At 46.1% G+C, this 25,357-nt stretch carries 24 protein-coding genes; 7 read left to right on the top strand and 17 right to left on the bottom strand.

The window, feature by feature from the left end:
* Positions 1-90: 90 nt before the first annotated feature.
* From ACQEXR_RS05925 to ACQEXR_RS05950, 6 genes are read right to left on the bottom strand one after another with little or no spacing between them, the layout of a single operon-like run.
* On the bottom strand, positions 91-1,725 hold the full coding sequence (locus tag ACQEXR_RS05925; RefSeq protein WP_427019938.1) for a BatD family protein: 1,635 nt from the start codon (positions 1,723-1,725) through the stop codon (positions 91-93).
* Positions 1,725-3,566, bottom strand: a complete 1,842-nt coding sequence (locus ACQEXR_RS05930; protein ID WP_427019939.1) for a VWA domain-containing protein — start codon at positions 3,564-3,566, stop codon at positions 1,725-1,727. Before ACQEXR_RS05930 ends, ACQEXR_RS05925 begins: the two co-directional genes overlap by 1 nt.
* Entirely contained in the window at positions 3,559-4,527 is a 969-nt protein-coding gene (locus ACQEXR_RS05935; protein WP_426952584.1) for a vWA domain-containing protein, read from the bottom strand. The genes ACQEXR_RS05930 and ACQEXR_RS05935 overlap by 8 nt, the downstream gene beginning before the upstream one ends.
* Positions 4,520-4,993: a DUF4381 domain-containing protein gene (locus ACQEXR_RS05940; protein ID WP_331428044.1), complete on the bottom strand. Its 474-nt coding sequence runs from the start codon at positions 4,991-4,993 to the stop codon at positions 4,520-4,522. The genes ACQEXR_RS05935 and ACQEXR_RS05940 overlap by 8 nt, the downstream gene beginning before the upstream one ends.
* On the bottom strand, positions 4,990-5,913 hold the full coding sequence (locus tag ACQEXR_RS05945) for a DUF58 domain-containing protein (protein ID WP_427019940.1): 924 nt from the start codon (positions 5,911-5,913) through the stop codon (positions 4,990-4,992). The genes ACQEXR_RS05940 and ACQEXR_RS05945 overlap by 4 nt, the downstream gene beginning before the upstream one ends.
* 11 nt (positions 5,914-5,924) lie before the next feature.
* On the bottom strand, positions 5,925-6,881 hold the full coding sequence (locus tag ACQEXR_RS05950) for a MoxR family ATPase (RefSeq protein WP_331417458.1): 957 nt from the start codon (positions 6,879-6,881) through the stop codon (positions 5,925-5,927).
* A 503-nt stretch (positions 6,882-7,384) separates the two neighbouring features.
* On the opposite strand from ACQEXR_RS05950, the gene ACQEXR_RS05955 reads away from it, so the two are divergent.
* Together ACQEXR_RS05955 and ACQEXR_RS05960 are read left to right on the top strand one after the other, a co-directional pair.
* A complete protein-coding gene (locus ACQEXR_RS05955; protein WP_138973218.1) occupies positions 7,385-7,585 on the top strand; it encodes a restriction endonuclease subunit S in 201 nt (66 codons plus the stop codon).
* Between the two features lie 280 nt (positions 7,586-7,865).
* Positions 7,866-9,101: an iron-containing alcohol dehydrogenase gene (locus ACQEXR_RS05960; protein ID WP_427019941.1), complete on the top strand. Its 1,236-nt coding sequence runs from the start codon at positions 7,866-7,868 to the stop codon at positions 9,099-9,101.
* Between the two features lie 57 nt (positions 9,102-9,158).
* On the opposite strand, the gene pyrC is transcribed toward ACQEXR_RS05960, so the two are convergent.
* Both pyrC and ACQEXR_RS05970 read right to left on the bottom strand, forming a co-directional pair.
* Positions 9,159-10,187, bottom strand: coding sequence for a dihydroorotase (gene pyrC / locus ACQEXR_RS05965; RefSeq protein WP_331417456.1), 1,029 nt, complete (start codon positions 10,185-10,187; stop codon positions 9,159-9,161).
* Positions 10,188-10,359: 172 nt separating this feature from the next.
* Positions 10,360-10,518 carry a YqaE/Pmp3 family membrane protein gene (locus tag ACQEXR_RS05970; RefSeq protein WP_331428048.1) on the bottom strand — a complete coding sequence of 53 codons (159 nt, stop codon included), beginning with the start codon at positions 10,516-10,518 and terminating at the stop codon, positions 10,360-10,362.
* A gap of 246 nt (positions 10,519-10,764) precedes the next feature.
* Here ACQEXR_RS05970 and ACQEXR_RS05975 point away from each other — a divergent pair, with 246 nt between their 5' ends.
* On the top strand, positions 10,765-12,582 hold the full coding sequence (locus ACQEXR_RS05975; RefSeq protein WP_426952592.1) for an MOSC N-terminal beta barrel domain-containing protein: 1,818 nt from the start codon (positions 10,765-10,767) through the stop codon (positions 12,580-12,582).
* Between the two features lie 51 nt (positions 12,583-12,633).
* Here the strand turns inward: ACQEXR_RS05975 and ACQEXR_RS05980 are convergent, their stop codons facing one another.
* Together ACQEXR_RS05980 and ACQEXR_RS05985 are read right to left on the bottom strand one after the other, a co-directional pair.
* Positions 12,634-13,545: a diguanylate cyclase gene (locus ACQEXR_RS05980; protein WP_427019942.1), complete on the bottom strand. Its 912-nt coding sequence runs from the start codon at positions 13,543-13,545 to the stop codon at positions 12,634-12,636.
* A gap of 145 nt (positions 13,546-13,690) precedes the next feature.
* Positions 13,691-14,581, bottom strand: a complete 891-nt coding sequence (locus tag ACQEXR_RS05985) for a DMT family transporter (protein WP_331428052.1) — start codon at positions 14,579-14,581, stop codon at positions 13,691-13,693.
* 98 nt (positions 14,582-14,679) lie between these two features.
* On the opposite strand from ACQEXR_RS05985, the gene ACQEXR_RS05990 reads away from it, so the two are divergent.
* The 3 genes from ACQEXR_RS05990 to ACQEXR_RS06000 all read left to right on the top strand — a co-directional run bounded on the left by ACQEXR_RS05990 (position 14,680) and on the right by ACQEXR_RS06000 (position 17,682).
* A complete protein-coding gene (locus tag ACQEXR_RS05990) occupies positions 14,680-15,468 on the top strand; it encodes a helix-turn-helix transcriptional regulator (protein ID WP_331418205.1) in 789 nt (262 codons plus the stop codon).
* A 152-nt stretch (positions 15,469-15,620) separates the two neighbouring features.
* A complete protein-coding gene (locus ACQEXR_RS05995) occupies positions 15,621-16,685 on the top strand; it encodes an HlyD family secretion protein (protein ID WP_426952597.1) in 1,065 nt (354 codons plus the stop codon).
* Positions 16,675-17,682: a DUF2955 domain-containing protein gene (locus tag ACQEXR_RS06000; protein ID WP_427019943.1), complete on the top strand. Its 1,008-nt coding sequence runs from the start codon at positions 16,675-16,677 to the stop codon at positions 17,680-17,682. The genes ACQEXR_RS05995 and ACQEXR_RS06000 overlap by 11 nt, the downstream gene beginning before the upstream one ends.
* Before the next feature lie 7 nt (positions 17,683-17,689).
* Here ACQEXR_RS06000 and ACQEXR_RS06005 read toward each other — a convergent pair whose 3' ends face one another.
* From ACQEXR_RS06005 to ACQEXR_RS06035, 7 genes are read right to left on the bottom strand one after another with little or no spacing between them, the layout of a single operon-like run.
* Positions 17,690-19,444, bottom strand: coding sequence for a lysophospholipid acyltransferase family protein (locus ACQEXR_RS06005; protein ID WP_427019944.1), 1,755 nt, complete (start codon positions 19,442-19,444; stop codon positions 17,690-17,692).
* The gene (locus tag ACQEXR_RS06010) at positions 19,437-19,580 is read right to left on the bottom strand and encodes a hypothetical protein (RefSeq protein WP_427019945.1); all 144 of its coding nucleotides are present in this window, start codon (positions 19,578-19,580) and stop codon (positions 19,437-19,439) included. Before ACQEXR_RS06010 ends, ACQEXR_RS06005 begins: the two co-directional genes overlap by 8 nt.
* 11 nt (positions 19,581-19,591) lie before the next feature.
* The gene (locus ACQEXR_RS06015; protein ID WP_138973228.1) at positions 19,592-20,032 is read right to left on the bottom strand and encodes a YHS domain-containing (seleno)protein; all 441 of its coding nucleotides are present in this window, start codon (positions 20,030-20,032) and stop codon (positions 19,592-19,594) included.
* Positions 20,029-20,775, bottom strand: coding sequence for an NRDE family protein (locus tag ACQEXR_RS06020; protein ID WP_427019946.1), 747 nt, complete (start codon positions 20,773-20,775; stop codon positions 20,029-20,031). Before ACQEXR_RS06020 ends, ACQEXR_RS06015 begins: the two co-directional genes overlap by 4 nt.
* A 2-nt stretch (positions 20,776-20,777) precedes the next feature.
* Positions 20,778-21,326, bottom strand: coding sequence for a hypothetical protein (locus ACQEXR_RS06025; RefSeq protein WP_331418210.1), 549 nt, complete (start codon positions 21,324-21,326; stop codon positions 20,778-20,780).
* 26 nt (positions 21,327-21,352) lie between these two features.
* The gene (locus ACQEXR_RS06030) at positions 21,353-22,483 is read right to left on the bottom strand and encodes a D-alanine--D-alanine ligase (protein WP_427019947.1); all 1,131 of its coding nucleotides are present in this window, start codon (positions 22,481-22,483) and stop codon (positions 21,353-21,355) included.
* Positions 22,467-23,069, bottom strand: coding sequence for a DedA family protein (locus ACQEXR_RS06035; protein ID WP_427019948.1), 603 nt, complete (start codon positions 23,067-23,069; stop codon positions 22,467-22,469). Before ACQEXR_RS06035 ends, ACQEXR_RS06030 begins: the two co-directional genes overlap by 17 nt.
* A gap of 447 nt (positions 23,070-23,516) precedes the next feature.
* Between ACQEXR_RS06035 and ACQEXR_RS06040 the strand changes: the two genes are divergently transcribed.
* The gene (locus tag ACQEXR_RS06040; protein WP_427019949.1) at positions 23,517-25,304 is read left to right on the top strand and encodes a M28 family metallopeptidase; all 1,788 of its coding nucleotides are present in this window, start codon (positions 23,517-23,519) and stop codon (positions 25,302-25,304) included.
* Positions 25,305-25,357: the final 53 nt, after the last annotated feature.

A 25,357-nucleotide genomic window follows, 5' to 3' on the forward strand; every position in this document is an offset into this window, starting at 1 on the left:
CACTTGGTATTAAACTGAAAGTTCATCATCAACTGAGTTAAAGTGAACAGGGCAGCCACATATGGGCTGCCCTGGTTTTTATTAAGCGGCTTACAGAGAGGCGAGCTGAGAGGTTTTGTTGCTGCGACTCGTTTTCGATTTGCGAGCCTTTTTAAGCAAACTGAGCAGTTCAGTTGCTTGCCATGACTGTTCGGATTGAGAGTAACTGCTCTGGTTCATCATCGAACGTTGCTGCTCAATTTGTTGGCGAATCTCGGCGTTTATTTGAGGGTGTTCTTCTAGCCAGCAATTGAGCAGGAAGTTAGCCTGTAATCTGTCGTCAACCGCCAAGGCAGCCTTGAGTTTATCTTCTGTCGGACTGGCAACAGATTCGGTTTTGTTAGGTATGTCTGCGTGGCGTGCTCTGTTCCACAATACTAAGGTAGCCAGCCAGAGTAGGGCAAATAGCGCCGTCAAATAGGGCCAGATTCCAGCTTGATAAATGGTGATGGTTTTTGATTGTGGCGACGACACTGTCGGTGCTGAAATGGGCTCGTTGTTGACTTGGTCAGCAGGATTCACGAAAAGCTGTAAACCTTCTAAACTGGCTTTCGCCTGATGATGATTGCTGCTATCCCACCAATTCAATTCAATCTGACTCAGTTCGATTTGACCTTGTTGCTGAGCAATAAGGACTTGTTTTAAAGTCATGCGCGTTTTTCCATCCCCGAGATCGCTAAACTGAGGTTTCTCTTGATAGACTCGTACTGAATCTGGGTAGTTTACTTTGAGGTCGGGAAACTGCTCGCTAGATAAACCTTCTATGTCTAGGTAAATCTCTCGGGTGAGCGACTCTCCGACCGAGGTCGTAAATGGCTGAGAAGGATCGATGTTCTGACCATTGGAATCACGCCATTGTTGGGATAAGGTCAGCGCTGCCGCTGGTAGCCATTGTCCCTGATACTCACTCGGAATGGGCTGTACTATGATTTGAAATTCTTCGGCTGGCGTGTTTGCTGACACCAGTTTGGTCGTGCCAGTCCGATTGTCGCCAAAGACGACACTGCCAGTGAAGCCGATGCCCGAGACCGTGAATTGCCCAGATTGTTGTGCTGTTACTCGATAGTTTTGATCGACGACCGTGACTTCAACACCATCAACGACAGCTTGATACTGATTGGGTTCTCCCATCGGCTCTAGAACAATACCTTGTGATCTTGGCGCAATGATATTGGGATTTTGTAGTCGTCTTGGGTCGGCTTTGACAATTAATCGGGTGGTCAACTGAGTGCTTTCTTTTGGGTAAAGTGTTGTTTTACCGAGGCTACTGTGCAGTTCAACCAAATCACGGACTTGAGGTTGATCATTGTCAACGGATACCTGAATCGTGATCGGCTGAGATGTGGCGCCGTCTACGGTAAAGCTAGGGATGGTCGCGATACCGAGGCGTTGTGCAGCAAGCGATATGTTCCATTCACTGCTGTTGGAACGTTTTCCGTTGATGAAGTTCATGGAACTGCCAAAGCTGGGTCCGCCGACATAAAAGTCTTTTTCAAGTCCAGACAAATCCAACGCATCAGATGAGACTTTTGAGTCAACCACCACTCGTAACTGAAACACTTGGTTTTTCACTACTTTGTTGGTACTTACTGTGGCAGTGATGTTGGTTGCTAGCGCTAGCGGGCTCATTAGTGTGAGCACGGCGACCAATAAGCCGACAATAGGTCGTTTGATGATTCTCTTCATTACCATTTCTTACCTGTATCTTGAGGCGGTTTCTTTTGCTGAGCTTGGAGCAAGATTTGAGCTCGGAGAAGTCGGCTTGGGTCACGCGCACTTTCTACCTGCTGAAGCTTCCTTAGCTCAGGCTCAATCGCCTGTTGATTGTCTTGTGTTGTTGCCTCACCGATTTGCTCTTGGGACAAATCCTCCGGCTTCTGCTGATCGTTTGCTTTTTGATTTTGTTGCGCAAGTTGTGTCTGCTCTGAACTCTGTTGAGTCGAATCAGATGGGCTTTGCTGATCGTTTTGCTGACCGGACAGCTCTTGTTCGCTTGACGGCTGGGAAGCACTTTGCTGAGAGTCTGACGATGGTTGATCGCCTTTATTCTCTTGCTGATTTTGTGAAGATGAGGCGGATTGAGAGCCATTTTGTTGTTGACTCTCTTGCTGAGACGACTCACCTTGCTGTTGCTGTTGCTGTTGCTGTTGCTGTTGCTGTTGCTGTTGCTGTTGCTGTTGCTGTTGCTGTTGCTGTTGCTGTGCTTTACGTACTATGTCGAGATTCTGTTTGGCATCTTTGTGATCAGGTTGTTCTGTTAAGATCTGTTCATACATCTCGGCGGCTTGGTCGAGTTGACCATTCTGTGCATAGGCATTGGCGAGGTTGTATCTTTGCTCTAGTTCTTGAGCACCTTGCAAGGAGTTAATGGCAGCCGAAAAATCACCAGCCTGATATTGGGCAATGCCTTTCCATTGACTATCTTCAAATAGCTCGGCAGCCTCCGCATACTCTTGTTTGTTATACATCTCCATCGCTCTTTGATTGTTATTGAGCCAAGGGCTGGCAAGCGCTGGCTTAGGCGACAAAGCTGGCAACAGTATCAGTGTAGCGGCGAAAAACACACCACGTCTAAATACGAGCAGCGCAGGAATAACAATGAGAGGTAGCAGCCAATAGCCTTGATTGATTTGTTCTGAAATCGTTTGATTGGCTAACGATGTGCTGGTGCCATCGACACGGGAAGTTGCCAGAACAATACTCTCTACGTCACTGTTTGTCACCTGAACGGGTACAAAGTAACCGTCCAACTGAGAAGCTAGCGCTCGCATATTGTCGAAGTTGGCTTTTGCTACTACAGGTTGTCCGCTGCTACCGGTCATGAGAGAACCATCAGCAAGCTTGATAGGTGCGCCCGAACGAGTGCCGACCCCCAAAATAACGAGTCGCCATGGCGTACCGGCTAACTGTTTGGAGATTTCTCGTTGCTCTAGATCATCGATATCATCTGTTATCAGTATGATGTCACCGGAGGCCAAGCCAGTATTGGTCATCATTTCGATCGCGAGCTTTATTCCTGCAGCGGCATCAGCGCCTGGATATGGCATCAGGTCAGGGGATAGATTTGGCAGTAAATTGGCGATGGTTTTACTGTCACTAGTCATGGGACTGACCTGATAGGCATCGCCAGCGTATGCGACGAGTCCTGTACTGCCTTCTTTCCAACTAGACAGAAGGTCTGTCGCTTTGAAGCGCGCCTGAGTTAAACGGTTTGGTTTGATGTCAGTAGCATACATCGACATCGACATGTCCATCACAAGGACACGGGCACTAGTGTTTGTATAACTAGGACGGGGTTGTTTGGACATGCTAGGCCCAGAAAGAGCAACAATCACCACGATTCCACAAAGGGCTGTGATATAGAGTCTTACGGTTTTTTTAGCCGGGGCAGATACGCCCATTGCTGCGGCAAGGTGAGGAGCAATAAGTGTTTGTGTACGAGTTCTTTTGACTAGCCAAAAGATCACCATCGCCCATGGTATAAGTGCCAACAGCGCCCATGGATAGAGAACGACAAACTCAGACATGATCTCTCCTTAGTACTAGCAAAAGTGTGAAACTAAGCAGCGCTATCAAGAGTGGTAGCCCAAACCACTCTTTTTGCGGACGCCAAGTTTGCGATGCGTTGCTTATCGGCTCTAGGCTATTGATGGTATCGTAAATGGTTGCCAACTCGCTGGCGTTACGGGCGCGAAAATATTGCCCCCCCGTGATTTGCGCAATTTGCTGCAAAGTCTTTTCATCGAGATCTTGGGCGGTATTGACTTTTCGGGTCATAAAAAATTCTTTCACCATCATTTCGCCGGCACCAACACCAATGGTGTAGATAGTTGCTTGATATTTCTTGGCGATCTGTGCGGCTTCAATAGGGTCGAGTACACCTGATGTGTTACTACCATCACTGAGGAGTACCATCACTCGCTGTGGCGCATCGCTATCAATAAAGGTTTTGGTTGCCAAACCGATCCCTTCGCCAATGGCGGTCTTATCACCAATCAGGCGTAGGACTAGTGAATCCACTTGTTGGGATATTGAAGCTCTGTCTAAAGTTAATGGCGTTTGTAGGTAAGCATGATCAGCAAAGAGCACCAATCCCAGCCGATCGCCTTTGCGTTGTTGAGCAAAATCAGAGACCACTTTTTTAACTGCGGTAAGACGGTCGATATACTCGTCTTGACTCTGCATATCTTTTTGACTCATAGAGTAGGAAAGATCGATCAACAGCATCAAATCTCGGTGCTTAGGCTGGCTGGTGACAGGTTCGCCGTACCAAACCGGTCTGGCTAAGGCGATGATGAACGTAAGCCAAAAAAGAGCAGCCAGCAGCTTTGCCACTCTATTTTTGGGAACCTGACCACTGGATGATTTCGGAAGATAGGGCAGGCGAATCGGGGCCGAAGCTTTAATACTCGGCAGCAAAAAATAGATCAACAACGGCAGTGGTGCCAGCAACAAGGCCCACCACCAAACGAAGCTGATATTAGTCACGCTTTCTTCTCCTTTTTTTCGGTGGCAGTGCCTGTTCAACCCAGTCACTGCAATGCTGAATGAGTTCAGGTGCATTGTCGATTGGTTGAGAAGTGTAGAGAGCCTGTTGCCACAAATCGTAGTTATCACCAAAATGAGAACCACCCGCTTGGCTGTCTAAAAATGCATACCACTCCTTGCCCGTTAGTTGGGCTATCTCTTCTCGAGGGTAGTAGCATAGTGCAGCTTGCCTGACTAACTCGAACGCCTCAGAAGGTTTTTGGCCTCGAGACAAAAGGCGTAGTGCTGTTTTTTTGGGGGCTAAGCGTTTTCTGTTCCAGCGAATGAAGAACAAACTGGCTATGAGCAATAAGGCGACACCAGCTATGCTAGCCCACCATCCCCAGGCTAAAGGCAACCACGCTGGTGGTTCTGGGAGGTGCATAGCGTTAAGAGGTAAAAGTGATTGTTGAGTCTCGTTGCTCATTTTTGAAATCCGTGTAGTTGTTGAGTAAGAGCAGCATCGCTAGAGAGCGTAGAAAAACGGATACCTAACTTCTGTGTTAGTTGCTTGAGATAGTGCTGCTGTTGTTCGAAGGCCTGCCCTATACCTTGGCGGGTCTTAGTTGATGAAAAGTCTAGCCATAATGTATTGCGTTGATCAGACACTTGCTCGCTACCACGAAAAGCGGTTTCGCCGCGTTCGAGTGGGTCGACAATTTGAACTAAGCGTATGCGGTTGTGTTGAGTTAGGCGACTGAGTTGTGGCTCCAACGTTGGTGTAAAGCGAGAGAAATCACTCAGTATGATAATCTCGCTACCTTTTGGACAAAGACGTGCAATCGATCGTAAGCCCTGCTCAAAGCCATAGTCAATCTTGCTATTTTGTTTCAGTTGTTGTTGATGGAGTGTTATCAACGACTGAATAAGCGTTAACGCCCCCTTATTTCTCCCTGTAGGTTTGAGTTCGATAAGACGTTCCCCTGTATCGATTACCGCGCCTATACGATCTTGCTCAGTTACGCTCAGCCAAGCGATTAGGCTTGCCATATGCGCGGCCTGAACCGACTTCAGCAATAGTGTCGAACCGAACATCATACTATGTGATAAATCGATGTAGAGGATGACAGGTTTTTCACGTTCCTCTGAGAATAGTTTTGTGTGTGGTTTGCCAGTGCGAGCGGTCACACGCCAATCGATAGTGCGAATATCATCGCCCGATTGGTATTGTCGAACTTCACTAAAATCCATCCCTCGTCCTAGTTGACGGCTTTGATGCTGACCGAGCATCTGTGACCATAAACTTTTGCCAGGTGGTAACCACTTGATGCACTGTTGCTTGTAGTACATCAGTTCATCTAGTGAGAGATTTACGCCATCGCTGTAGGGAGGTAATTTAGTGTCCATACCTTAACGCCTCAAGCACTGCCAACTAAAGACAACAACTTGCTAATGACCTTGTTTGCTTCGATGCCTTCTGCTTGAGCCTGATAGCTTAGCAGTAAACGGTGACGTAGCACTGGGTAGGCCATGGCTTGAACATCTTGCGGGGACACATAGTCTCGGCCATTGAGCCACGCATAAGCACGTGCACAGCGATCAAGTGCAATGGTGGCTCGTGGGCTGACACCCATTTCTAACCATTGCGCCAAGGTATCATTGTATTTGGAAGGCTCTCTTGTAGCCATAACCAAACGAATGATGTACTGCTCAATGGTTTCTGCCATATGGATATCCAGTACAGCCTGACGCGCAGCAAAAACATCCGCTTGAGATAAAGAGGGGGGCGTAACCCTGTTATTCCCTTTAGCTTCACCACGATTCAGGCGCAAGATAGCCAGTTCGCTTTCTGCGTCAGGATAACTAACGTCTAGGTGAATCAAGAAACGGTCAAGCTGCGCCTCCGGTAGAGGATAAGTGCCTTCTTGCTCGATCGGGTTCTGTGTTGCCATCACGAGAAACAATTCTGGCAATGGGTAGGTTTTACGACCTGCCGTTATCTGTTTTTCTGCCATCGCTTCGAGCATCGCAGCTTGCACTTTGGCAGGAGCGCGGTTGATTTCATCAGCGAGGATCAATGAGTTGAAAATGGGTCCGGCTTGGAAGCAGAATTCGCCAGTTTCCGGCCTAAAAATATCAGTACCCGTGAGATCTGCGGGTAATAGATCCGGAGTAAACTGGATACGATGAAAATCGCCTTCAATGCAGTCGGCAAGGGACTTTACCGCTCGAGTTTTGGCAAGCCCAGGAGGCCCTTCGACAAGAATATGGCCATCTGCGAGCAAGGCGACAAGTAGTTGATTCACGAGTTCGCTCTGGCCAATAATTTGGCTATTCAAATAATCGCGCAGGTGTTGTAGAGCGTGTGCGTTCATGATTTCGCTTCTCCTTATTTTTTCACTTAGTAGCTCGCTAACTGAAAAAGTTCCGTGTGAAATCCATCTCCTCGGTCAAGAGGTGGATATATCAGCAGGCTGTGATAGTAGCATCTCGACAAATGTATGTATTTCAGTTGGTTAAAATATGGGGGTTAAAATCTCAGTTGCAAGTTTTCATTTGTGCAAAGTTAGGTTGAATGGCGAATCTCTCAGCAGGGAAAATTGCATTTCATTCTTATTGATTTATTTATAAAGAAAATTTACTATCGGTCGATATGCTAATCTCATGGGAAGGGTCTAAATTAGGCATGGCACTTTGGTGATAACACCGAAGTTTGCAGACCAAGATATCAACGAATGCAGAATGGCTTTCTGCGTCAGTTAAATCAGCAGCAAGATGGCTGGTTCTTTGGCTTTAAACTACTCTGATGTAGACTGGCATAACAGGGGCTAAGTGGGTAAACTTAGCCCCTGTTGTATTTTAAAAGGTAAGTGAGATCATGAGTGATTTCGAAAAAGAGCTAGAACAGATGGCTCAGGAAATGGGTGATGAACCAGAAGTGGCATTACCGTCGATTGATGAGCAGAAAGCGATTGCACAAGAGTTAAAGAAGCTTGAAGCCGAAGGTAAATTGACCCCAGAAGTCCTAGAGCAGTACTTTGGTAAGTTCTACGCTAAGAATGATAAGCCAGTGCATTAATTTGTATTGATGACTGATTTAGAAGCCGCCGAGTGCGGCTTTTTAACGTTTGGAAACAAAGATGTTTATTGTATATCGTTTAATTAAGCTGGCGTTGATCTCCGCGCTGTTTTTCACTATTTATGATTTGATCGCGTTCGGTGAAATCACCTGGGTTGGACGTCTGTTATCGCATATTTAGCCTGAGTCATAAAATTCAAAAAAATAGACGTGACTACTAGAGAGAACTCTTTGTAAAGTCTAGGCTAAAAGTATCAATTCAATCACTTAGAGATATCTGATGGAACAGAAACTCTACTATTGGCTACAGAAACTTAACTATTGGCTACATAGGCTCTATATGTTGGGGCTTAGAATCGCCGCTAAAGTGTTGCCCATTACGAAACCAACACTATTTATTGGTAAGGATGCCTTGAAGCAGCTTTGTCACACTGTTTCCATCATGGGCATTAGTAAGGTTCTAATCGTGGCGGATGCTGGGATCGTCAAACTAGGCTTTGCCAAACGACTCGCTTTTGAATTCGAGCGAGTTGGCGTCAAGTGCGTCATCTTCAGTGACGTCCTCCCTGACCCTACCTATGATCAAGTTGATGCTGGATTAGTGATCTATCGTGAGCAGCAGTGCCAAGGCGTGGTCGCGATTGGTGGAGGCTCACCAATAGATTGTGCAAAGGTTGTTGCTGCGTGTGCGACCAATAACAAACCAGTGCGACGTCTGGTTGGATTATTGCGAGTTTGGAAATCGCCAGCTCCAACCTTCGTGATTCCCACCACGTCAGGGACAGGTTCTGAGGTCACCGTTGCAGCGGTTGTGTCTGATCCAGTCACCCATAAGAAAACCCCAGTTGTGGATCCTAAGTTGGTGCCGATTGCGGCAGCGCTTGACCCTTCTTTGATGCTGGCGCTACCTGCCTCTATTACAGCCCAAACAGGCATGGATGCGCTGACTCACGCCATTGAAGCATACATTTCCTGCAACGCTACTGCTGAAACAGATCGCTATGCGCTTGCCGCTATCACTCTTATAGACGAGAACTTAGAAAAAGCGGTGAGATTTGGTCAGAATGCGACCGCACGCCAAAACATGGCATTGGCATCCTACTACGCTGGGCTTGCGTTTACCAAAGCCAGTTTAGGTTATGTTCATGCCATTGCTCATACCCTCGGCGCTAAGTACGGCACGCCACACGGGCTGGCCAACGCGGTGGTTTTACCCCATGTTTTAGAGTTTTCCAAAAACGAAGCGGAATCGAGTCTTGCCGAACTTGCGTCGGCGTTGAACCTTACTAATCCATACACCCCTGATCGAGACAAAGCGCAGGCTTTAATTGAGTATGTAAAGTTACTACAGCATAAATTGGATCTGCCGACTCATTTTGACAATATTCTTCATGAGCACGTCAATGAACTGGCAAAACAGTCGTTACATGAGGCGAGATGGAACTATCCGGTCCCTAGGTACATGCAGCAAGAAGAGTGTGAGAAAATGCTGCTAGCGATATCAACGGCGAAATAAAAACAGCCCTCAAGTTAAGCTATGAGGGCTGGTGACTATAGTGAGACTAACCTGCTATTACTTCACAGTCCACGCGATGGTTTCACCCGCACGGATTGGCACGACAACATCTTTGCCAAAAGGCATAGACTCTGCCACTGTCCACTCTTGTTTGGTTAGAGTGACGGTATCCGTATTACGTGGCACAGCGTAGAAATCTGGGCCGTTATGACTAGCAAACGCTTCTAAATTCTCTAGTTTGTCTTCTTGTTCGAATACTTCTGCATAAAGCTCTAGTGCTGCGTGCGCTGTGTATGAACCCGCACAACCGCAAGCCGCTTCCTTCATGCCTTTTGCATGTGGTGCAGAGTCGGTACCAAGGAAGAACTTCTTACTACCGCTTGTCGCTGCTTCAATTAGAGCTTGCTGGTGAGTGTTGCGTTTAAGAATCGGCAGGCAGTAGAAGTGAGGCTTGATGCCTCCTACCAACATATGGTTGCGGTTGTAAAGTAGGTGGTGAGCAGTAATCGTCGCCGCGACGTTTTCATTCGCATTTTTCACAAAGTTCGCAGCGTCGGCGGTAGTGATATGCTCAAGAACAATCTTTAGATCAGGGAAGTCATTGACGATAGGTGCCAGTACAGTGTCTAAAAACGCTTTCTCGCGGTCAAAGATATCAACATGGTGGTGAGTGACTTCGCCGTGTACCAGCAGTAACATTCCCACTTCTTGCATCGCTTCTAAAACAGGGTAGATGTTCTTTGCATTCGTCACACCAGAATCGGAGTTAGTTGTGGCACCAGCAGGGTAAAGCTTAGCTGCAACTACCGCACCAGAAGCTTTAGCTTTACGAATCTCATCAGGTGTTGTGTTATCTGTTAGGTAAAGTGCCATTAAAGGCTCGAACTGTTCACTTGGCTTCTCTGCCATGATGCGTTCACGGTAAGCCAGAGCCATATCGGTATCGGTAACAGGTGGGATTGTATTTGGCATGATTAGCGCGCGTCCATTGTAGCGGCTAATGTCTCGCACGGTATCCTTTAGAACTTCTCCGTCACGTAAATGAACATGCCAGTCGTCAGGACGTGTGATCGTAAGTGTTGTCATTTTTGCTCCCACCATTGTAAAAGTTGTCTGATTGGAGCCTAACCGATGCGAAAACCTTGAAGGCAAACGCTTACGCTTAGGCGACAGGATGATAGAGCAAAGCGCTTTCTATTTCATCTTCTTTTTTGGTGGAAGCTATTGGTTGGGTAATTACTCGCCTCAACGGTTGTGGTTAGCGGACCGTTAACCATAGTGCGTGAATCGAACCTGGAATGAAAAAGAAAAACGTCAGAATCAGGTTGATGAAGAAGTCTTTATTCAAACCTTTATCGAGAAAGACGGCCAAAGGTGGTAGAAAAATACACAGTAGGATCATCACTAGTTTGTTCATAAGTCTGCTTAACTCCAATAAATTGAATACATCGGTTGTACCTGTTCGGCATTATCTCGTTCCGCGACAGGATGTCTATTCTATTAGCCTAGCAGACGATAATATTCAGAGTATTCTTACGTGTTTTAGGCGCGGATTTCATTTTTGAGACGCTCAGTGCTTGTTGGTTATTTGTAAAATAAACTCAATTAAATCAAACGGAATTAGGTATAATACCGCAACAATAATTACTGCTTAGGATAAGCAATGTCAGCACCTATTCTTTCACAAATCAATGTCTATCCGGTCAAATCCGTTGGCGGTTTGTCACTCTCAACTTCTTGGGTTGAAAAACAAGGTTTGATGTTCGATCGCCGCTTTATGCTTGCCTTGGCGGATGGTTCGATGGTCACTGCACGCAAGTACCCACAGATGGTTAGAGTCCAAGCGAATCTCTCGCCAGATGGCGTTATCTTTACTGCGAAGGGATATTCAAACCTACGAATTCGCTATTCAGAATTTAAAATGCAACAAGCGCCAGCACAGGTGTGGAGTGATAACTTCGTCGCTTACACCACCACAGATGCTGCCGATGATTGGTTTAGTGATGTTCTTGGTCAGCGTGTGGAACTGCTTTATTGCGGTGAACAGTCGAATCGTGTGCGTGAAAAATTCGGCCATAACGTGAGTTTTGCAGATGGATACCCTTTGTTGGTGATCAGCGAAGCATCGCTATCCGAGCTCAACCGACGTAGTCCTGAAACTCACTCTATGGATCAGTTTCGTACTAACTTAGTGGTTTCAGGTACCGAGCCTTTTGCTGAAGATGGATGGAAACGTATACGTATTGGTGAAGTCGAGTTTGAAGCTGTGAAGCCGTGTGAGCGTTGTATCCTGACCACGGTTGATGTTGACAAAGGTGAGTTTAGAGCAAGTAAAGAACCACTGAATACCTTGTCACAGTTTCGTGCAAATGAGCGTGGCGGGGTATTTTTCGGCCAGAACCTCGTCGCTCTTAATGAAGGTGTGATTCATCAGGGTGATAAAGTTGAAGTGCTTGAATACAAAGATAAAGAGTTCTATCCCGACAACAGTCCGAAAACTTTAGTGATGACATGCGTTGAACGAGAAGAGATCGCTAGAGATTTTATCACTTTCTGGTTGGAACCACAGCATGGAGAGTTCCCCGTTTATCAGCCAGGGCAACATCTGCCGATTACATTGAGAATTGGTGCGGAGACCATCGCGCGTCGCTACACCTTATCATCTAGCCCTTCAAGACCTGGGCGTCTGGCAATCTCTGTTAAGCGTATTGATGGTGGGCGTGTCTCTAACTGGCTGGTTGACAACTTTGCGCTTGGTGACTCGCTAACTTGCGAAAGACCAGATGGCAGTTTCCATTTGGGTGATAAGTCCAACCAGCCGTTATTGCTGCTATCAGCGGGAAGTGGTGTCACACCTATGCTATCTATGTTGCGCTATTTGGCAGATCATAATCAGTTGGATGATGTGGTGTTTTATCACCAATGCCGCAGTGTAGAGGACATTCCATGTCAGTCGGAGTTGGATGATTTACGTCGTCAACATCCTGGTTTAACGGTGCTCATCTCTCTTTCTCAGGCACCTATCGATTGGTTCGGCTTAAAGGGACGTTTAACCCTAGCTCACCTCAAACAGATCAAGGATGCAAAGTCCCGCCAAGTATTCGTTTGTGGCCCTGATGGCTTTATGCAAAAAGCAAGAAACTTGCTGATTAAAAAAGGGCTACCGGAAGAAAACTATCACCAAGAAGCGTTCGGGGTGAGCCAGATTTCTCAGCAGCCAGTTAAAGAACTGATGCTAAGTGTTAATGGGCACGTTTTCAAAGGGGATAATCAGAAAACACTGCTTGAACAAGCGGAAGATGCGGGAGCGTCAATCGCGAATAGTTGTCGTGCTGGTCTGTGTGGTGCATGTAAGGTCACGGTGGAATCAGGAGTTGTTCATCAACCCGACGTGCCCGCGTTGCAAGAACATGAGCGAAATATGGGGGTAGTGCTTGCATGTTGTAGCGTACCGCAAACAGATGTTGAAGTGGTAAGCTAAGCGTTCGTTCAAGTCATAGATAAAAAGCAGCCGAGAATAGGGCTGCTTTTTTCATTCTAGGACACTTTGATTACGGCCTTGATGCTTGGCTTTATACAGTGCATTGTCGGCTCGGCGGTAGAGATCGAGAAACTCACTATCCATATCTTTAAGCTGTGTAACCCCACAACTGAGTGAAAAGGGGATGTTTTTGTTGTTGAGTGACGACTGAAGAAATTGGATACGAAGCCGTTCTGCTATCTGATAGGCCTCTTCGGTCGCGGTGTGATTGAGAACAATGAGAAACTCTTCGCCACCTATTCGACCACAGCAGTCTGATTTTCTTAGGTTATGACGGATTATATCTGCCAAATCTATCATCACGTTGTCACCGAAATCATGTCCATATTCATCGTTTACTTGTTTAAAATGGTCGATATCGATAATGATGCAACTCAGTGGGAATTGATGCAGCTTGGCTGCTTGATAGGAGTCGGCTAAAAACTCCCACAGCTTGCGTCGATTACACAGTTTAGTGAGCTCGTCAGTGTTGGCTTGTTCGATCAACTGTTCGCGCATGTTAACCAGATCCGTGATATCTGTTGAGACACCGATAAGACCAATGACTTCTTGCGTTTTGCTACTAAAAATAGGCTTTTTGATGGCGCGATAGATTTTGACTTTACCATCGGGAATGGATTGAGCGCGTTCTTCATTGATCACGGTTTGAGCATGTTCAAACACCATGTTGTCGCTGCGCAATATATCGGTTAACAAATCGGGGTGGAAGAAATCCGCATCGGTTTTGTTTTTTAGATTCTCAAGCGAGGTGTCAAAAAGATCTAGGGTTAGTTGATTGGCATACAGATACTCTCCCTTGCGATTCTTGATAAAAACGTAAGACCCAATTTCATTGAGCACCATTTCATGAAGGGCGAATTTGGCTGGGTTATCGATATCGTCTATGTGCTTTAGCTTGATCATTTGACCTCCTAACTGCCGTGAGGCTGAGTCAATCGTCAATAACTCAAAGAGCTAAAGGCAAAGGGCAAGTTGCCCCCTATACCTTGGGCTTAACAGAACCTCTTTAATAACCTTATACCTATTTTTGTATCAGTACCTAGATTTGCTAAATGTTTTGGACAATTTTTGAAACGCGACTTCGCAGTTTCAACTGAGATAGCAGTACCCCAGACACGGTTAGGAGACCACCAATTACATGGTAATCACGAACCGTTTCGCCTAACAATGAAGCCGCTAACGTAATGGAAACCACGGGCATCAGATTCATAAACATTGCACTGGAATCTGCACCAATTAAGTCAATTGCTTTGACCCACATCCAAGGCGCGGCGACAGAAGCCGCGAGGCCCGCATAGGCGATTAAAGGAATAGCTTGCTGAGAAGGGAGTAATTGTTCACTGGAAAGCCAGAGTGGTGTAAGCATGAGTAACGCGAGAGTGCCCTGCATGTAAACCATCGTCCAGTTTGACAGAGGCATTTTCCAACGTTTGAGCAGGACGCAGTATGCGGCATAACATATTGACGCCAAAACCATAATTCCATCACCCGGCGTGATGTCTTGATGGAGGAAAAAACTAATATCGCCTTTACCGAGCATAAACATTAGCCCGGCCAAAGCCAACACGCCTCCTACGATACTGAGTGGCGAGATAGGCTTGGCCAAGAGCGGCACACTAAGAAATATGGCTAGCAGAGGCACAAGAGAGGTAATCAATGCCATATTAGACGCAGTTGTTGTTAGACCCGCGTAGTAGGATAGAGACTGATTGAGCACCATACCAAGCATCGCCAGAAAAGCCAGTTTCGCTAAATAAGGACGAATAGTTTGCCAGTGCTTGATGACGTTAGGCAGACAGAAAGGAGTGAGAAGAACGATCGCCACTAGCCAGCGATAAAAACTCATTGCACTCGGTTCAATGGTACTTGCGGCCATCTTATTTACGATCGCATTTCCGCCCCAAATAAAAACCGTAAAAAGAGGGAGTAGGTAAACCATGCCAGCACCAAGAAATGAATTAGACCGTGAACAGTTTGACAGGTCGATATAAATATATATATCTTTAAAAAGACATTATGAGTCATAGGAAGACAGGTTTGAGAAAATCAGCAAAACACCTTCACCCCTCGTTATCAATTGATAAGGCACCATCAGATGTGTTTATGAATTTCGAGGCATTTCTGTCTAATACGGAAACGCGAATGCACAGCCATCCATGGGGACAAGTGCAGTTAATCAGTGGTGGAATCTTGGAAATGGAGGCGGAAGGTACCCGTTTCCTTGCTCCGCCACATTTGGCAATCTGGGTTCCAGCGGGCGTAAGGCACACCAGCTATAACCGTAAACCTCTCTCATACTGTTCGCTCAATATTGCTCAGGCGTTTACTAAGAACTTCCCCGAATGCACCAGCTTGATAAAAGTGACGCCTATCGTCTCTGCCATCGTGGAAGACTTTCGGCAGCGGGATATAAATGTCGCGAAAACTGACTCTGACAAACGTTTGGTGCAGGTGTTGCTCGACCAGTTGGCGACTCGCGATACTCAACACCACTTCTTACCTTCAACCGATAATAAATATCTCGCTAAAATACTGGCCGCGGTGGAAGAAAACCCCGTTGACAACACCAGTCTCTCCCTCTGGGCGGAGCGAGTGCACACCACGGAACGGACGCTCGCTAGGCATTGTCAGGCAGAGCTTGGAATGAGCTTTACCGAGTGGAGACTAAGAGTGCGCTACTTATACTCAATGGAGTTGCTACGCAAAGGACACTCAGTTAAAGAGGTCGCTTTAACGCTCGGTTACAACCAAGCCAGCCCATTTATTGCTATGTTCAAGAAATACGCCGGCCTAACACCAGAACAGTACAAAAGCCGCTTACTTTAGCCTCATTTAAAGAGAAGAAAAAACTGCGCTATATTTCAATATTGGTGGTGGCTTGTAAGTAATTTATTTTGCAAAATAAATCCTATCGAAAGTACATCGAGTGAATTCATTGTCGATGATATTTTGTTCTAAATTAATGACTAGAGAAGCGTATGTCAGCAGCGGAAAAATCGTCTCGTAAACTCAGTATTTATATCATCTCAGTGGTATTGGCTATTTGGCTCTACAGTTTGTGGGCGGATAGAGTAACGCCTATTACCACAGACTCTAAAGTTCATACTTACTTGGTGCGTATTGCACCAGAGGTCTCTGGTAATATTGTTGAGGTCGGTGTTGAGGACAACCAAATCGTAGAGCAAGGTCAAGAGTTGTTTAAGATTGACCCGCGCAATTATCAAATAGCGCTTGCTTCTGCTCAAGCAAATTTGGCGATTGCAGGCCAGAATATTGGAGCGAATACTGCTGCCGTTGAAGTGGCTCAAGCAAAAGTGGTTGATGCACTCGCAGCACGAGATAATGCTCGTGAGCAAGCGACTCGAACTGAAAGTCTAGCGGCACGTGGTGTGTTAAGCCAGTCAGATCTAGACAACGCGATTGAGGCAAAAGAGCGAGCTCAAGCAGGACTCGAAGCGGCGCAAGCCTCTTTAGTTCAAGCAAAGCAAAATCTGGGGCCAACGGGTGAGAACAACCCTCAAATCCTTGCCGCGATGGCGGGTCTTGAGAAAGCTGAATTAGATCTAAGAAAGGCTCAAGTTTTAGCGCCATCACACGGCGTGGTGACCAACATGCAGCTCACTGTTGGGCAAAATGTGGTGGCGGGTTCACCGGTTTTAACTTTTTTAGATCCTCGCAGCGTATGGATCTCCGCGCAGGTGCGTGAAAACTCGATGGAGTTTATCAAGCAAGGTCAAACAGTAAAGATAGTGCTTGATGCACTGCCAGGAAGAGTCCTAAACGGTAAGGTAGAGAGTATTGGATGGGGGACGGGAGGTACAAATAATATCGATCCTGCGACTGGTTTTCTGAATTCGAGTCAAGGCAATATCGCACCTCAACGTTATCCTATCAATGTCGTATTTGATGATCTTGAACAGTTAACCAACATCCGTTATGGCTCCCAAGCAACCGTCGCGTTTTATACAGAACAAAGTGGTTTTGGAGAATTTTTAGCGGGTATCTGGATGCGAATTTTGAGTATTTGGACTTATGTTTCGTAGTTCAGCAAACCCAGTATTAAGATTGGTGCTTGCACCCACTCTGCTGCTTTATTACCTGATTTACCAAGGTCAGTTTTTGCCAGTGCTTGCGCCGATGTTTGTGGTGATTTTTCTCACCATAATGCCATCCAAGCCACCACTTGATATGTTACTGAAACTATTGGCGGTTGTTTTGGTAGTCAGCTTGGGAGTGGTGGTGTTAGGGCAGGTATTGTTTGATTCACCCACTGGATTCGGCTTGTTTTGCTGGTTGATGTTATTTTGGAGTTTTTACCGAAGTCACAATGACCCAAAAGATATGCTTGCGACATTCTTGCTTCTGTTCGTGATCATTACTTTTATCGTCAATTTACAGTTTGATATTTCGGTCTCAAATCTACCCTGGTTGATGCTAGAAACGTTCCTCACGGCTATTATCGTGACTTACGCTAGTTTTTTACTTTTCCCTGGCGATCAGAAAGATATTTTGCCAGATGAACAAGACATGGATGGGGCAGAAACACATCTAGGCTTAATTGCATTTAAGGCGACAACGCTTATTCTAGCGATGTATGTCCTTGTGGGAACAGCAAGCTCGCAAACTTTACTGATCGCAATTACTTTGGGTAGCATGATTAAAATACCGGTATCACGAGATCAGCGTATTTTTCGTAACAATCGTTTGGTCGCGACCCTAGCCGGAATTTTAGCCACATTGCCAATAATGGCAGCGCAAAACTACTTAGCAATGCCACAATGGGCCTTGATTGGTGTGACCTGTTTTATGGGGTTGCAACTGGCGTGTTTTGCGATCAGACGTGAGTGCCGACTCAGCATCTATCAACTCTTGTTTACTAACTTTATTGTGTTGCTAAACCAGCTACTCACTTACCAAGGCGAGCAACCTATCAGTGCTGAAGTGATACGACTTATCTCTATTTCGGTAGCGATCCTCCTCGCAACCGTCATTTTGAACCTCACCCAAGTCAAACCAAAACCTTATTCAGCTCCTCAGTAGAGGAGCTTCATTTTCTTGATAAATGTTTGTTCAAGTATTGGATTGCTTGCTCTTTACCCATGTACTTGCCTAGAGTTTTTATCGGGACAGACGCTAGATCAACCACGATGAGTCCATCAAGGGCGTAGTTAAAGGCTGGGTCAACGTTAAAACAGACCAACTTACCATTCAAGCCCAAATATTGTCTTAGCAATACGGGGAGCCCCATCCCTTGTTCTAGTCGATTAAGAACTTTTGACAGAATAGGGAGCTTAGACAGTGAACTTAGCATGTCAGGACGCCAGAATTCTTGCCCACTTTTTTCTAGAGGGCTTGTTGGAGCGACCAATTTAGCTTTGTCATTGTCGTAGTAGTGAACGGTCATCACGGATGCAATAAGCTGCCTCGCGACGGGACTGTAGTCATTGCTGATGCTGACCGGACCAAATAGATGCGTATACTGAGGGTGGCGGTAAACAAACGCCGCAATCCCTTTCCACAGGAGTAGCAAGGAGTGCATATTACGCTGATATTGTTTAGCGACGACTGAACGGCCCAGTTCAATTGATTGCCCGAGGCTGCTTATAAATGCTTGATCGTATTTAAATAAGCTAGAAGAGTAGAGGGCGTCAATTCCTCCTTGTTGAATCAACTCATCGACTAATCCTAAACGATAGGCGCCAACAAGATCTCGCTTGACTCTGTTCCAAACGAACAATTGATAGTATTGGGTGTCATAATGGTCTAGATCACAACTTTTACCGCTCCCTTCTCCCACATCTCGAAAGCTTTCTTCTCGTACTCGTCCAATCTCTTGCATCATTCTCGGAATGGTTGAGGTTGGAGCACAATAGACATCGAAGTCTCCTTGTTCCAGTAGCTTGTACTGTTCGAGGGCTAACAGCTCGTGGTGTAATTGTTCTACCGGCACAGGCGCGATAATTGGCTCGAGAGGGGCATCTGAGGGAGTAAGAGGTCGCTTGTGGGTCACGCTACCCATTAGATAGGTATTTAAACGAAAGTACTGGGCAATCTCTTCATCGTTAGCGAAGTCTTTGATCTCTGTGTATGGGATAGGATTGCCGACCGAAACTGAAACCGTTTTACCGGATTTATTCAGGAGTTCTCTTCCCAGCATGGCAGTTCTTAATAGTGGGTGAATTCGCCCAGCCTGATAAAACAACTTGCTATTCATACCTAGGATGAACAATGGAACGGTTGTCGCTTGTGCATGTTTGACAAATTTGGCGACTGACTTGCTCCAAGTTTTGTCGGTAATCTTATTCTCATTCGCTTGCCATGAAGAGACTTCTCCGGCAGGAAAAAGTATCAACACGCCTCCTTGTGAAAGGTGTTGATTTGCTTCTTGGATTGCTCGTCGGTTAGTTCGTTTGGCTTGTTCACCACCAAATACATCGACGCCAATGAACAAATCATTAAGCTCAGGAATCCGTTTAAGTAACTCATTAGCAAGGACTTTGACATCTTTGCGCACTCTTGAAACCAAAGATGCGAGGATGATGCCTTCAATACCACCAAATGGATGGTTGGCGACAATCAATACCGGGCCTTGACTGGGAATATTTTCAAGGCGGCCGTGATCCACCTGATATTGAGTCCCTATACGAGCTAAGGCTTCATTCATAAATTCAAAACTGTCCTCTGGCAGCGCTTCTTGCCGATAGAGTGAATCAAGTTTAGAAAGGCCTATTGCCCATTCGATGACTGATTCGCCAATGCCAAATGGTGTTTTACGTGGTAATCGGAATGGACTATCAATCATACTTAGCTCCTTGGGTAACAAGGCGGTGAGTAACGCTACCTTGGTCTTGTAGATCGCGTAGCAGGAGCAAGGTGGTAATCAGTTCAGCCAAAGCGATAAAGTTTGCTGACATATGTCTCAAAGGGGGAAACGTCATAGTAATCCGCCTTACTGTTTAATGAGGGTTGGCCAGTTTTGGTCAGCCGTTGAGATGTGACCAGCGCGATCGGCATCCCATAAGGCTTTAACTTCGGCGTTGTAGTTAAGGTAGAGCTTACCATTGATGATTGACCACTGATTTGGGTCAGAGGGTGCGAAGTCATTTTTTGCTGATACCGCCCAAGCGCAGTACCCGCCATATTGAGGAGCGTAAGCTTCTGGATCGGCAATAAAAGTGTCTAGGTTGGCTTGTGAAGAGAAGTACCAATCTGCACCTTTATATTGGGTTTGCCATTTGCTGTCCCCTTTAATGGGCTTACCTTGAGTAAAATAAGCCACGGTGTCGTAGCCACTGACTGCCTTGTTGCTAAAGATGCCTGTAGATACCTCATCTGCGGCGAATGAAGCAAAACTTAGTAAAAGAATAACTAGACCAAATAACTTTTTCATTTAAAAACTCCTTGTTCGACAGTGTCATGCTTGAGGCAAGTAACACGGGTGTTAAAGTCCACGTTGTGAAGGTTGTCGATAGATTGGTAATGCATTTCTTGCTTGGTAGAAGACACGACAACGGAAGTAAAACTTACCGTTCTGGCATCATTTCTTGCCATTAATGGTGAAAGATGAGGGCTGGTGGTGTCGTGGGTTAGATGAAATTCTCGACCCACTTGCTCAATAGGTAATCGGGTAACTAAACGCTCAAACAATCTTCGGCGGTAGTCACGTGCTTGGGTAAAGTTCACTGCCGCGGAAACGATCGGAGCAACCGCGTGCGAACGGGTTAATCTTTCTCCATCCCATGTCCAAAGCACCGTTTCATTCGCAGTACGATGAGTGTCAAAAGAGACCAAAGTAAACGGGGCAAAGGAGCCTAGTCTCATGGATAGAAGACGGTGATCAACCGACTGACTAGAACAGCAACTTGCAAGTTGCTTGATGACCAAGCCGCGGCTGGTCAAATTGCCGTTTGGCACCTTTCCTTGGTAAAAATTGAGCAGGCAGACGGTTAAACCATGCTCATTGGTTGAGATCCAACTGCCACCACCGACAGGGTCAATGGGCATTAAGCAGCGAACGTCATCAATCAATACACTTTGTGGTTCGATTGCTGGTAGGCGAGTTCGTTGTTCATCGCGGTTGAAACAAACCTCATAGTGCGTATTGCCGTGGTAAACCCAAGATAGTGTGCACATAGTTATTGTGCCCTCTGATAGGTGGCAGTGGTTGGTGCGACACCAAAATGATCATCGGATTGCACACCGCGCAGTGAGGCGACGACTTTCGCCATGGCAAAGTGATGGGTTGCATGCAAAGCTGCAAAGGTAAGCTCGCGCACCAGCGTAGACGAAACCTCCTCAACGCTTGTTCGTGAAAGCATAACCTCTGTTTCAACGTTAACTGCCTGATTGAGCTCACTAGATGGCAATCCAAACAGCCATTCAATTAACTCACTAATCTCCTGCTTAGCCATCTCTATGCTGCGCTCAACCGTATGGCCTCGTCGACGAACATTGTAGTCAATGGATGTCGGTTCAAGTTTGATCGCCTGGAATAAATCGAGCCAATGGCGAAAGTGTTCACCGATAGAACTGCTTACATGCGGATGAGCAATAAAAAGATAGTCATCGTCGCTGAGGGTTTCGAGAAATTCATAGCCTTGATTTAACGTTTCGATGCATCCCATTACCGCGAGGGAAGGGTGTATCTGTGCGTCATTCTCTGAGCTTGTCGTTAGATTTTTCATCGTTTGCTCCTAAACTAGCGATTCAGTTAATCCGTCATTGGGTAGCGCTGTGTTAGCCGCTTTTCTTCTCGCCAAGCTTGAAGTAATGCGCCCAAGCTTGGTGTTTTGTGTCCCTGCTTTTTTTGCTTAGCCCCAATTTGATAGAGCAGACGATATTGAGTTAATAGCGTCGAAAAAATATCTTTTAGGCGGGTATCGCTATCCCAAATATGCGCAGCTTCGCTACTGGCACCATTGATCTCTAAGATGTCGAAACATTCCCCATTCATTAATGCGTGAATATCTCTGAACTTGATATCGAGACGGCCGTAATTGAAACCCTCAAACTCAGTGAGAATCGTATCTAGCTGCTGCTCAAGTGCCGGCGTAATGAACTGATTACCATCACGAAAAATAGCGCCACGAGAATGGCTACCCGCAAACGCCAATTGGAATTGGTTGTTAGCTGGAATGACGAGGTCGAGGTGCTCACTGTGGCGTGGTAGGTAGAGATGCTGTAACTTGCCCGCTCTCGGACACTTATCAATCAATTGTTGTAGGGTCGATTGACCATCTCCAACCACATACGGTGAATATTTCAACGTAATCGAGATGATCCTGCCTTTGGTTTCACCGGGCTGTCTGACGTAGAAAACGCCAGCTTCTGCGCTGTACGGTGACTTCTTCTGAAGTAGAAAGCGTCCGGAGAGAGGAAAGCTTTCGATGTAGTCTCTCAGTTGTTGATTGGAATGAATCAGCTTGACACCGACACCACGGCAACCCAGATCAGGTTTAGCCACCAGTGGATAGCTCAGGTTCGCCGCGTCGAGTTGCTGTAACGACTCATTTAGTAGGTCATCAGTGTGGTTTGAGGATTTGACCAAGGTAATAAAGGGCAAAATCCATTGATTCGCTGTCTCGCCTGCCGAGGTGAATATATCGTGTTTGGATTCTCCCACCATGCCACTCAACTTAATCGCAGGGTTAGCAATAAGCGGCAGTGCCCAATCTCGGTGTGCCATACTTAACACGGCACTTTGGAGCACAACGGGAGTGTAGAAAAACCATGCGGGTAGGAATTCAAAAGGCGAGATAACTCGCTTTGGTTGCTCTAAAACGGGCATTCCCGCGTTGACCATTCCCTGTGGAATGACGTCAAGGTTAGCGAGCTCTATCATAGGTATCCCTTAATAGCGTTTTGGTTAGAAGTTTGTTTACAAGCACCATCAGCAAGCCTCCCAGTGGAATGAGCACCCAACCTGACTGGTGTTGTTGAAACCACTGCGCGTTACCAAGTTGGAAGAAAGAACCGAAAATAAGCACCGTCCATAAAGCGGTTGCTGTGAGTACGGCGAACAAGAATGTGGTTTTGGCTACACCAAGAAATCCACTTAATGTGAATCCGACAGTTCGTAATCCCGGAATGAATCGCACCAAAAATAGCGTCATGAACGCTCGTCGATGCAATATGTGTCGCAGACTTCTCGTCCGCTGATAACGGAACAAACGATAGCGAAGAAAACGAACTCTTTGTGCCATTTTGCCGATCATATACAGCCCAAGATCACCTGAACTGATGCCGGCAAAGACAGCGAGTAGGGCAATCGACGTTGGCAGTGCTTGCTCGACTGCCAAGCTTGCCGCCGTAACGATCGCAAGATCTTCTAGTAGGTACGAAAGTAGGACGATACCGAGGAATAGCGCCAAGATAGATAGATTGCCTTGAAGCAACCAGACTTCAATGGTCTTTGATATATCTGTCATAACTGATCCCCATCAATCCTTAGCGCAAAACAGTGCCAACTAGAAATAACTTAGATAAGTCATTTCTAGGTAAAGTGGTCATAACATTCACAGAATTTCTAAATGCCACTCAGCTAAAGAAAGGGAGGAGTTAAGAAAAATTTCATCAATAGATGATAATTACTAAACGCTATTGGAGACTAATCGGACTAAAGCGAGCTCCTTTATCCTAAAGATTTATCTGGGATGCTCAGTAAATCCTGATTGATTTAGCGCCTTATTCCGACGTGGTGGATGATATTGATTCTCAATGTGTGATTGTAATTCATTACATATGTAACTAATAAATCTAATAAAAACTTTATATATGAAGCTGCTTCATATTTTGATAATTAATTGCTTGTTAACATTTTTGTAACCTTTGTTATTCGGTAACTATGTGATGCGGTTTACTATAAGGAGTCACAAATGCAAGTAAGCATCACAACAACAAAAACAATGATCGCGACGGTTATCAGCACCACCCTTCTATCAGGGTGTTATTGGGATGATCCTGAAAAAGCAGCGAAATACGTCAGCAGTAAAATCGACCGAGACGATGTGGTAGAACACTTAGTCGAGTTGGAAGGTCGTGCATCGAAAACCAGTGATGGAAGTTCTGTTACACGAGCGGCTGGAACACAGGGCTATGCAGAATCACTAGACTATATTGTCGATACGATGAAGGAGCACAACTACCAAGTTTCTATCCAAGAGTTTGATTTTAGAGCTTGGGAGGAATTGGCTGGAACACAGCTAAGTGTTAACGGTACTCGCTTGATTGGTGTCAGAGAGGCAGGAGAAGGCGTTGATGCTGATTTTGCTGTTATGTCCTATTCGGGTAAGTCAAACGGTACTTTAGCCGCACAAGCAGCCTTTGTGACGCCTGATTTTCGATTTGATGCACCAGACTATGATGATACTGATGGTTGTGAATCAGCGGACTTTATAGGCAAAGACGTCGCAGACAAAATTGCCATTATCCAACGGGGTGGGTGTAGTTTTAGTACTAAGGTAGTCAATGCACAAAATGCGGGTGCAAAAGGCGTGATTGTCTTTAACCAAGGCAATGGAGAAGGCCGCACCAGCGTGGTGAATGGCACCTTGGGTAACGACAGTACAGCGACGATACCTGCTTTTGGCGCGCGCTACGAATTAGGCAAACAGTGGTACGACTTAAGCAAGACGACTGACGTGCCTGTTAGCCTTCAACTCAGCGTACAAGATGACGTTGTTCTGACGCAGAATATCATCGCCGAAACAAAAGGTGGTGATGAGAATCAGGTGGTTATGTTAGGCGCTCACCTTGATTCTGTTCCTGAAGGTCCCGGCATCAACGATAATGGTTCCGGTACAGCTGGGTTATTGGAATATGCCGTCACACTGGCAAATCTGAATGCCCCAGTGAAAAACAAAGTTCGCTTTGCTTGGTGGGCCGCAGAAGAAGCCGGTTTAGTGGGTTCGGAATACTACACCAATGATCTTTTCGCCCCTCTTCGTGATCAAGCTGAACGAGAAATTCGTGCTGAGCTAGGTCTTGATGATGCTAGTCCACTAACCCCGGAGCAAGTCGATCTGGTGGATGCGCGTTACTATGAGTTGAACAAGGTTAAGCTCTACTTGAACTTTGATATGATCGGTTCTCCAAACTATATCTTTGGCGTTATGGACGGAGACCTATCGGATACCAAAGATAGCCCAGACAATGCCTACACGGGCGATTTCAAACCGCCGTATGGTACCTCTGATATAGAGTCTACGTTCAATCGTTTCTTCAGCAGCAAATCACACGCTACTGTTCCACAAGCACTTTCTAAGCGTTCAGATTACGCAGGGTTTGCAGATTGGGGAGTGGCATTTGGTGGCCTGTTTACAGGTGCGGAAAATGTGAAATCAGCAGAAGAAGTCGATCAATTTGGTGGTCAGATTGATGTGGCTTACGACAAATGCTACCACCAAGCCTGTGATGATTTGAATAACATCAGTCAGACAGCGTTGTACGTGAACACTCAGTCGTTGGCGTACGTGACGACCTTCTATGCATTCAGTCAGCCGGTATTCCCACAGCAACAGCCTGAAGTTGTTCCAGCGCTGCGTACCATGGACGCAGTGTTCGTTCCTCAGAACAAGCTGCGTGTGGGGGAGAAGTTAAAAGCGGCGGATAGTGTTTCAGATCATGACCACTTCCACGGTGACTTTGACCAAGACCGTCAATAAGCGAGTAGAAAATAAAAGCCGCACGCGAGTCTAAGGTGCGGCTTAATTATTCC

The sequence above is a fragment of the Vibrio sp. TRT 2004 genome, assembly GCF_050113735.1.
Classification (GTDB): Bacteria; Pseudomonadota; Gammaproteobacteria; order Enterobacterales; family Vibrionaceae; genus Vibrio.